The sequence below is a fragment of the Flagellimonas hadalis genome (assembly GCF_007785775.2).
Lineage (GTDB): Bacteria > Bacteroidota > Bacteroidia > Flavobacteriales > Flavobacteriaceae > Flagellimonas > Flagellimonas hadalis.
Genome location: NZ_VNIK02000008.1, coordinates 179,590 through 190,164 on the forward strand (window position 1 = coordinate 179,590; position 10,575 = coordinate 190,164).

General features: G+C 46.4%; 7 protein-coding genes. All 7 read left to right on the forward strand.

Translation table 11 applies throughout. The features are described from left to right. Window positions 1–49 precede the first annotated feature (49 nt). The 7 genes from FOT42_RS12875 (at window position 50) to FOT42_RS12905 (ending at window position 10,092) form a co-directional block, all read left to right on the forward strand. Complete coding sequence (locus tag FOT42_RS12875) at window positions 50–4,423, forward strand: CusA/CzcA family heavy metal efflux RND transporter (protein WP_151890959.1); 4,374 nt, start codon at window positions 50–52, stop codon at window positions 4,421–4,423. A gap of 4 nt (window positions 4,424–4,427) precedes the next feature. Then, window positions 4,428–5,627 (forward strand): efflux RND transporter periplasmic adaptor subunit, encoded by a 1,200-nt coding sequence (locus tag FOT42_RS12880; RefSeq protein ID WP_151890960.1) that lies wholly within the window; start codon window positions 4,428–4,430, stop codon window positions 5,625–5,627. Between the two features lie 15 nt (window positions 5,628–5,642). Continuing rightward, a complete protein-coding gene (locus FOT42_RS12885; protein WP_036379052.1) occupies window positions 5,643–6,059 on the forward strand; it encodes a Fur family transcriptional regulator in 417 nt (138 codons plus the stop codon). A gap of 42 nt (window positions 6,060–6,101) precedes the next feature. Beyond that, a complete protein-coding gene (locus FOT42_RS12890) occupies window positions 6,102–8,069 on the forward strand; it encodes a heavy metal translocating P-type ATPase (RefSeq protein WP_151890961.1) in 1,968 nt (655 codons plus the stop codon). Between the two features lie 884 nt (window positions 8,070–8,953). Further along, complete coding sequence (locus tag FOT42_RS12895; RefSeq protein ID WP_151890962.1) at window positions 8,954–9,232, forward strand: single-stranded DNA-binding protein; 279 nt, start codon at window positions 8,954–8,956, stop codon at window positions 9,230–9,232. Between the two features lie 62 nt (window positions 9,233–9,294). Next, window positions 9,295–9,744 (forward strand): JAB domain-containing protein, encoded by a 450-nt coding sequence (locus FOT42_RS12900; protein WP_151890963.1) that lies wholly within the window; start codon window positions 9,295–9,297, stop codon window positions 9,742–9,744. A gap of 150 nt (window positions 9,745–9,894) precedes the next feature. Further along, the gene (locus FOT42_RS12905) at window positions 9,895–10,092 is read left to right on the forward strand and encodes a hypothetical protein (RefSeq protein ID WP_151890964.1); all 198 of its coding nucleotides are present in this window, start codon (window positions 9,895–9,897) and stop codon (window positions 10,090–10,092) included. Window positions 10,093–10,575: the final 483 nt, after the last annotated feature.

Consider the following 10,575-nt stretch of genomic DNA (forward strand, 5'->3'; position numbering starts at 1 on the left):
TTCATCAATGCGCCCAGTAAGAATATAAACTGAATCAATACCCTTGTCCATGATCAACAGAATCATTGATTTTTCAATCAATAACAAATTTATTATAGGTCTGCTGACCCTCGCATTGATTGGTGCGGGCGTTTATAGCATGACCCAAGTTCCCATCGATGCCGTACCGGATATCACCAATAATCAAGTGCAGGTCATCACTCAATCACCTAATCTGGGAACAGAGGATATTGAGCAATTCGTGACCTATCCCGTGGAAGTTGCGATGAGCAACCTACCCAATGTCAAGGAAATCCGCTCTGTTTCCCGTTTTGGGCTTTCTGTGGTGACCATTGTATTTGACGATGAGGTGGGCACTTATTTGCCCAGACAACTTGTAGCCGAAAAACTGCCCGAGGTTCAGGAACAGATCCCTTCTGGCTTTGGCAAACCCGTTATGGGGCCAATTTCAACGGGATTGGGTGAAATCTATCAATATACCCTTGAAGTAGATGATGAACATCAAGGTGAATATTCGGCAACGGAACTGCGAACGATGCAGGACTGGATTGTACGGAGACAGATGGCCATGGTACCCGGCGTGGTCGAGGTAAACGCCTTTGGCGGAAACAAAAAGCAATACGAAGTGGCGGTTGACCCGGACGAACTTCGCGCCATTGGTATTACCATTACAGAAGTGTTCTCGGCCCTTGAAAACAACAACCAGAATACAGGTGGGGCCTACATCGAGCGTAACCACCAAGCCAACTTCATTCGTGGTGAAGGACTGGCCAGGACCATATCTGATATTGAAAACATGGTGGTCAAGGCCGTTAATGGCATTCCCATCAAAGTGAAGGATATAGGAAAGGTAAGTATGGGAAGCGCGGTACGCTACGGTGCACTTACCAAAGATGGAAAGGGCGAAGCCGTGGGCGGAATGATCTTGATGCTCAAGGGGGCTAATTCCAATGAGGTGATTGAAAATGTGACCCGACGTGTGGAACAGATACAACGGTCCCTTCCTGAAGGAGTGTCCATCAAACCTTTCCTGGACCGCAGCGAATTGATCGCCGAGACAACAGGCACGGTAACGGGGAACCTTTTGGAAGGTGGGCTTATCGTGATCTTCGTGTTGGTCTTGTTGTTGGGAAATTGGCGTGGCGGACTCATTGTGGCTTCGACCATACCCTTATCCCTTTTGTTTGCCTTTATTCTGATGAATGTTTTTGACGTATGGGCAAACTTGATGAGCTTGGGGGCAATCGATTTTGGAATCATTGTGGATGGTGCGGTGATCATCGTAGAGGGCACCGTTTTTTTAATGTACTCCTATGTGGTCAAAAAGAATGGCGTTAGTGCAGAAACACGGGATGACATCGCCGCTAAGGCCTCCAAAAAAATGATGAACGCCGCTTTCTTTGGCCAGCTGATCATTCTGATCGTGTTCCTGCCCATTTTAGCCTTGGAGGGCGTCGAAGGGAAAATGTTCCGGCCCATGGCCCTCACCTTCATTTTCGCCATGATCGGGGCCATGCTATTGTGCCTTACCTATGTGCCCATGGTTTCGGCATTGTTCCTACGGCCGCCAAAATCCAAAAAACAATCCTATGGCGATAGGTTCGTGCATTGGATTGAGCAGAAATATGAACCGTTGTTGACCAAATCACTTTCCAAGGCCAAAGTGGTCGTAAGCATTGCCATTGCCATTTTTGCCATTGCCATTTTCGTCTTTACGAGAATGGGTGGTGAGTTTATCCCGCAATTGGACGAAGGCGATATTGCCTTTCACGCGATCTTGAAACCCGGCAGTTCCCTGTCGGAAACCATCGAAACCACGACAAAGATTGAACGTATCGTGAAGGCCGAATTTCCCGAAGCGGAAACCGTTCTCAGCCGTATCGGTGTCGCCGATGTACCAACGGACCCGATGCCCATGGATATCGCCGATATCTTCGTTATCCTCAAACCAACGGATGAATGGACATCTGCAGAAAGCAAGGATGAATTGGTGGAAAAAATGAAGGAGGCCATCAGTATCGTTCCCGGTGTGAATTTTGAGTTTACCCAACCTATCGAAATGCGCTTCAACGAATTGCTTACGGGTGTTCGTGAGGATGTGGCCATTAAATTGTTCGGGGAAGACCTCGGCATATTGGCAAGCAAGGCCGAGGAAATGGGGGAAATCATTGCCACCGTTCCCGGTGTGGCAGATATGAAAGTTGAGGCCACGGACGGCCTACCACAAATCACCATTGACTATAACCGCAATAAATTGGCACAGTACGGTCTAAAGATCGAACAGCTCAATAAAGTGGTACAGGCCGCCTTTGCAGGAGGAAAGGCAGGCGTAATCTTCGAGGGTGAAAAACGGTTTGACCTGGTCGTAAGGCTTCAAGAGGAAAACCGCCAAGGCATCGAGGACATCCAGAACCTGTTTATCAACCTGCCCAATGGTTCGCAAATCCCATTACGGGAAATTGCCGAGGTAAGTTATGAACCCGGCCCCATGCAGATAAGCCGTGACAATACCAATAGGCGGACCTATGTGGGCATCAATATTCGCGACCGTGACGTAAAATCCGTTGTAGAGGATATCCAAGAAAAATTGGATGCTCAGTTTGACCTGCCCACAGGATATTACATTCGGTATGGTGGAGCTTTCGAAAATCTGGAACGCGCCAGCAATAGATTGCAAACTGTGGTCCCTATTGCCTTGTTCCTGATTTTCATATTGATTTATTTTGCGCTAAAGTCCTTTCCACAGACCTTGATGATCTACCTCGCCATCCCGATGGCCACCATTGGCGGTGTGTTCGCCCTCTGGTTAAGGGATATGCCCTTTAGTATTTCCGCGGGGGTCGGCTTTATCGTGTTGTTTGGCGTGGCCGTTCTGAACGGACTCGTCATGATAAGTGGTCTCAATGAACTGAAGGAAGAAGGCGTGACCAATCTTAAAGGTAGAATTATAGAAGGCACCAAAAGACGGATTCGTCCCATTATGCTCACGGCCTTTACGGATATTTTAGGGTTTCTTCCCATGGCCGTTTCGGCTTCGGCCGGGGCAGAGGTACAGCGACCTTTGGCCACCGTGGTCATTGGTGGCTTGATAACTTCGACCCTCTTGACCCTCTTTATCCTACCCATCTTTTACCAATGGGTCGAGGGACGTTCGGAACGGATGAGTAAACCCGACCCGAAATGGGTTACCCCTGTGGTCATGGTCCTTCTTTTGTTCGCCACCGCACTGCCTGCCAAAATGCATGCGCAAGAAGGTTTTGAAAATGCACGACAGATCCAACCTAAAGATTCACTGCCCGCTATTTCATTGGAAGAGGCGGTGGAAGTTTCCAGGAAAAACTACCCGCTGTTGAAAGCGAAACAATGGGAGGTCCAAAAACAAACCGCCCTAAAAGGAATGGCTTACGACCTTGGCAATACCCAAGTCTTCACAGGTGGCGAAGAAATTGTGGACGGACAAGGAATTTATACCTTGGTTGGGGTTGGACAACAGAATATCGACCTGTTGGGCATCAGTGCAAAAAGGCGTTTGCAGAGACAACGCATCGCTTTGGCCGAGACAGCTCTTGACCTTTCCGAACTGCAAGTGGAACAGGAGGTCAAAAAGGCTTGGTCAGAAGCCTATCGACAACGACAGAAATTTGAACTGTACCGTGAACTGGATTCCATTTATTCACAGTTTAAAAAAGCAATAGAACTCAACTTCAAGGTAGAGGCCATTTCCCGGCTGGAATATTCATCGGCCACAAATCAGGCCTTACAAATCAACAATCAACTGCAACAGGCCGAAAGTGATTATGCCATTGCCCTACAAAAGCTCAATCTTTGGTTGGTTTCGGACATCTACTATTCCGTTCCAGAAAAACTTGATGAAAGTGCGGTAACGGTTTTGGGATGGGACGGGGATTTAGGAAAACATCCAGCGCTGGAACTTTCACAAAGGCGCATCGAGGAGGCCGAGGCGACATACGATGCGGCACGGGCTGACTTGCTGCCTAAGTTCAACCTTCAGGGCGGTCTGCAACAGGTCAATGGCAATAGCGGGTTCTACACCTATCAAGCCGGCATTTCGGTTCCTTTGTTTTCAGGTGGACAGCGTAGTCAAGCCAAGGCCGCCAAAATTGAAAGTGAAATCGCAAAGACCAATGCGGATTATACCAAACGCCAGCTGCAATCCGAATATCGGCAGGCGGTGCAAGCCTATCGGAAATGGAGCGCATCGTGGCAATTTTATAGGGACAAGGCCTTGCCACTTGCCCAAGAGCAGCGCAGGGGAGCGTTGTTGGCCTACGCGGAGGGTGCGGTGGACTATGCAGCGTTCACACAGATTATTCGGGATGCCATAAACACGGAAATGGATGCCCTTGACGCTCTTGACAACTATCTAGAATCAGTATTTGAATTACAATATTTTAAACAATAGACAAATGAACAATCTTTTTAAATATAGCGTTATCGGGCTCGTGACGATGCTCTTGGTTCTTACTTCCTGTGGGAATTCCAAAGCCGATACTGAGGAAGCAAAGCAAAAAAATCCTGAAGTGGGTGAAATGCACAAAGAAGGTGAAGTCAAGGAAGCCATGCTAACGGAAACGCAATTCCGCAACCTTAACATGAAAATCGATACCGTTGCCCCACGTGTTATGAAGCAATATGTGGAGGCCAATGGCCAACTGGAGGTCCCACCACAGAACGAAGCGACCATTACTACCGTCGTGGGTGCCAATGTGGTGTCCATAGAGGTCATTGAGGGAGACAAAGTAAGCAAAGGTCAAACGGTTGCCTATCTGTCCCACCCCAATATCATCCAGAAACAGACCGATTTCCTGAACTCCTACAGTAACAGCCAGTTTCTTAAGAAGGAATTTGAAAGACAAAAAAACTTGTATGATGCCGGGGTGGGCAGCGGGTCCAACTTTCAAAAGGCCGAAGCGGAATACCGGGCCTCCCAAAGCCTGGCAAAAGGATTGGAAGCACAGTTGGAACAATTGAACATTAGTGCATCCGGGGTCAGAAACGGTACGATTTACCAACGGGTGGCATTGCGAAGTCCCATTGAGGGATTTGTCCAAAAAGTAGCCGTCAAAACCGGGCAGTACGTAGAACCGCAGACCGACCTCTTTGAAATCGTTGACACCCATCACGTCCATGCCGATTTAATGGTGTTTGAAAAGGATGTGTACAAAGTAAAGGTAGGCCAGCAAGTATCCTTCAATGTGCAATCCATTCCCGGAAAGGAACTTACTGCGAAAATTTATTCCGTAGGGAAAACTTTCGAGCAAAATCCCAAAGCGATACACGTCCATGCCGAAATCGAGAACAAGGAAGGGCAGCTGATTCCAGGGATGTATGTTGAAGGACGGATTGAAATCCAAAAATCCGAGACCGTTGCGGTGCCTGACAGTGCAATAAGTTCGAACGAGGGAAAGAAGTATATATTTAAAGCGGAGCGCGAAGGCAATGACTGGAGCTTCAAACCTGTCGAAATTACCACAGGCCCAAATGACGGGGATTGGGTCGCCATCGATTTTGTAGACTCTATTGGACCAAACACTACATTTGCATACAACAATGCCTACTATTTAATGGCCCAAATGAAAAAAGGGGATGCGGGACATGATCATTGATAAAATCACAATACGATGACAGACATTGAAAAAACATTGGAAAATAAAGGTGTACGCCCCACGGCGATGCGTATTTTGATCTATAAATATTTGGCTGAAAAGGAAGTGGCCATTGCCCTGACCGATATGGAGAACGCTTTCTCAAAAGCGGACAGAACCACATTGTACCGGACCCTGAAGACCTTTGAGGAAAAACGCATTGTGCACCAAATAGATGATGGCACCAATATTTCAAAGTATGCCCTGTGCGAACCAGGTTGCAATTGTGAAATGGAACAAGATCTGCACCTGCACTTTCATTGCGATAGCTGTGATGAAACGGTCTGTCTCACTGAGCATAAGATTCCCCATATCAATCTGCCCGATGGATTTGTGGCAGAAAATGCCAATTTGGTCATTAAGGGAATTTGCGACAAGTGCAGCGGGCAATAAATGCACTTCCGTTGCACGAAACAAATAACGACCTTACAGTCCATGAAAAAGAAAAAAGTAAAACTACGTGATCTGGGGTCAAAGGAACGCCAGGGCAAACACGGACACGGAAGTGGCCATAACCATGGTGGTCCTGAAGGTGTATCTAAATTCAAGACCTATTTACCGGCCATTTTCAGCTTTGCGATGCTCATCATCGGCATTGCAGTGGACTATTTTGATGCTTTCCCGTTTTTCAAGGGCTGGATAAGGATTATATGGTACACCCTTGCCTATTTGCCTGTTGGTTTTCCTGTCATCAAGGAGGGTTGGAACAGTATAAAGCATGGTGATTTCTTTACTGAATTTTTCCTGATGTCCATTGCCACTCTAGGGGCCTTTGCCATAGGCGAATACCCAGAGGGCGTGGCCGTAATGTTGTTTTACGCCGTGGGCGAACTGTTCCAAAATGCAGCGGTCAATCGGGCAAAGGGAAATATTAAGGCCCTTTTGGATGCGCGACCGGACGAAGCTTTGGTGCTTCGTAACGGGAATTTCGTTACCGTAAATCCCCAAACCGTCGAGATTGGCGAAAGGATACAAGTGCGTGTGGGGGAGAAAATTCCCCTGGACGGTATTCTCTTATCCGAAAAAGCTTCCCTCAATACGGCGGCAATTACAGGCGAAAGTAGGCCCGACACCATAAACAAGGGTGAAAAGGTCTTCGCCGGAAGTATAAATCTCGATGGTGTTATCGATGTAGAAACATCCAAAGAATTCAAGGACAGTTCCATCACTCGAATCTTGGATATGGTACAAAACGCTACAGCCAGAAAATCAAAGACAGAACTGTTCATTAGAAGATTTGCAAGAATTTATACACCCATTGTGGTTTTCCTTGCCATCGGTTTAACGTTCTTGCCCTACTTTTTTTTAAATGACTATGTTTTTAGGGATTGGCTCTATCGCGCTTTAATATTCCTTGTGGTTTCCTGTCCCTGTGCCTTGGTTATTTCCATTCCGCTCGGCTATTTTGGTGGTCTGGGAGCGGCATCCCGAAACGGGATCCTCTTCAAAGGTGCATCTTTTTTGGAAGCAATCACCAAAGTGAACACGGTAGTAATGGACAAAACAGGAACCGTTACGAAAGGAGTTTTTAAAATCAAGGAAATCAAGGCTGTCAAATTTGAGGAAGTCGAGCTTATGAAATACTTGATGGCCATGGAGGAACAATCTACCCATCCCATAGCAAAGGCTATTTTGGAATATAAAGCCGAAGGCACGGATATGAAGGCAACCGATGTAACGGAAGTTGCGGGAAAGGGATTAAAGGGAACGGTCAATGGGAATACAGTGCTGGTGGGCAATAAAGCCCTAATGGCCTCAAACAACATTGATGTGCCTCCAGAAACCGATGATATTGTAAATTCAATTGTAATGTTGGCCATTGATGAAAAATTTGTCGGCTATGTTACCATTGCGGACGAACTCAAGGAAGATGCCCATCAAGCCATCAAACAAATCAGGGATGCTGGGATTTCGAAAATCATAATGCTTTCGGGTGACAAAGATTCCATAACGCAACATGTCTCGAAAAAGTTGAACATTGATTGGGCAAAGGGCGGCCTGTTACCAGAAGATAAGCTCAGCGAAGTTGAAGAACTCAAAAAACAATCCGACACAAAAGTGGCTTTTATGGGCGATGGCATTAATGATGCGCCTGTTCTGGCCGTCAGCGATGTGGGCATTGCCATGGGAGGCTTGGGTAGTGATGTGGCCATTGAAACAGCCGATGTCATCATTCAGACCGACCAACCGAGCAAGATGGCACGAGCCATTAAAATAGGACGCTCCACCCGAAAGATAGTTTGGCAAAATATTGGACTTGCATTTGGGGTGAAGGCATTTGTACTCATTCTTGGAGCGGGAGGTCTAGCTACTATGTGGGAAGCAGTTTTTGCTGATGTGGGGGTTGCCTTATTGGCAATATTGAATGCTGTTCGACTTCAGCGGATGAAGTGGAACCCTTAGTTTCAAAGAGGAACCATTTTTTGGGCTAACTTATATTTCAGCCGTTGTTGGCAGCCACATGGTTCGCCAAGACCTTCAATAAAATTGTACATATGAGGCTTCGCAGGTTGTGTCACCCAAACTACTGTCCGTGTATTGGAGGGGACTTCAGGAAGGTTAGGGGTCTGATTCTTCGAGAAACGGCGACAGGACTTATGAGACAATATGAAAGCTTCCGGGCATAAAAAACCGTATCCGAACAATTACGAAATGCTTATCACTGTAGATGAAAAATAATCCGGTCGTAGGGTAACTCCAATACGTTTGTTCCCTTATTGTCGTAATGTTTGATGAAACTTCATTTGGTCAAAACGGAAGCCGTCCAAACGGATCTTTGGTGCGCCCTTCCTTAGCAAACCCTTCTTGGGGCTTTGCCGGGAAAGGCCGCAAATCCGTCCGTCCGCCCAACAAATTTTAAGGGGTCCATAATAAAAGAAGCCCTCGTTGTTTTTCGGGGCATCGAAAAACAGGGCAGTGCCCAAGGACTTCCTATCAGGACACCATTGCCTGCACTCGCTTAACTTCCCGTACGCTCCCTTGCCAATGGGTCTGAAGGAATTCCTAAGGCCCTTATCGAACCTGTCAAGGCCAAGACAGGTTTTGTCCACAAATAGGGTTTCCACTTCCTTGAAAACCTAAAGGTTTTGCTACGTCGCGGAGCCTCCCGATTTCTGTCCAAAAGCCTTGACAGAACCCCCTTCTTTTATTGTGCTACGCACGTAAGAAGCAAACAAACGCCCCTTAAAATTTGGGAAACAATGACCAAAAAAATAGAGGGGAAATTTTTAACCCTGTTTGCTGATTTATCCATACTGGAAGATAGCAGGCCTTTAAAACTTTTTATCATGAGTACATTGAGAAACAAAGTGCAACTTATCGGAAATGTGGGGCNAAACTCCGAAGGGGAACGGGTGACCAACACCGAATGGCATACCATCATCGCATGGGGAAAACTGGCGGACATCATCGAAGGCTTCGTGACCAAGGGCAAGGAAGTTGCCATCGAAGGGAAATTGACCTCCCGATCCTATGAGGACAAAGAGGGCAATAAAAAATATGTGACCGAAGTGGTGGCCAGTGAGATCCTGCTTTTGGGTGGTGGTGATAACAATACCACCGAATAGAATGGATAGGGGGTGTCCAACTTTTGGGCATCCCTTTCTTTTTCATCCTTAACACATTTGAAATGGAACACCGTGTCAATGAAATACAGATCAGTTATCGGGAAAAGCTCAGTACCCTGAAATCCCTGTCCGTGACGAACTCCAATGAGGTGGCGAATCTATTGTTCCAAAATTGGGACAACAAGACCATAGGCCTGCACGAGACCTTTAAGATCGTGCTGCTCAACCAGTCCAACAAGGTCAAGGGTATCTATCCATTATCCCATGGGGGCATCACGGGTACCATGGTGGATCTGCGCATCCTTTTTGCCATTACCCTAAAGACCCTTTCCGTTGGGATTATCTTGACCCATAACCATCCCTCTGGTCAACTTAAGGCAAGTTATCAGGACAAACAATTGACCCAAAAGATCAAAGAAGCCGCACAGCTTTTTGATGTCAAGGTTTTGGACCATATCATCCTTGCGCCTGATGGTAGGTATTACAGTTTTGCTGATAATGGAATTCTTTAATCCAATGGTCATGGAAGCGAATACAGCGAATACAGAAATGACGGAATTTGAAAAATGGTTGGAAGAACAAAACGACCCTAGGTATTATCCCGATGGATTTGATCCTAGCCTTTATGATTTATAAACAATGAAGTTTTTAAGCATTGAATTATGGTCTATTTGAATTTTACCAATCTCGATAGCGAAACCCAAGAACGTTTGCTTTCCATATCCAAAGAAGATGTGGAAAGCCGTTCCGGGACCGAACTGCGCCAATTTGCAGAAACCCACGATAAGGACTATGATGCCCTCTTGGAAGATGAAGCCATGCGAAATCTATACAATTATGATTTTGTATTCAATATGTAAAACCCAAAACACACCATCGAAGCCCATCCATTATGATGGGCTTTTTTTATGTCCTGAACCTTGGTTTTTCTATCTTTAAAGGGTTGGTTTTCAACAGCATTTTAGGTGCGGAATTATTTTGATCTGCTTTGGTAGATCAGTTTGACTTTCCTTGTTCCGTACCCATCGATTTGACTTTTACAGATTAGGCAACTGGGCCTTGACCCATGTTGAGCGATACGATTTTGTCCCTTCGGGACAAATCGGAGAAGCAAGAGGATAGCGTGCTGGCGCAACGCTACCGATCATAGTTGCTCCGCAAGGCCCATGTTTATGGGGGTTTTGGGTATTTTATAAAATTTTGAGCTTTTGGTTTTTGTTGAAAAAATGGGCCCGGCCCAGTAAAACCAAGGAATTTTTGTTGAAAAAATGGATAAAGGATACGAAAAAGAAACGTTTGCGGGACTGAGGTGGATGAGCCGGGTAAACTGAGCCACCCGCGCC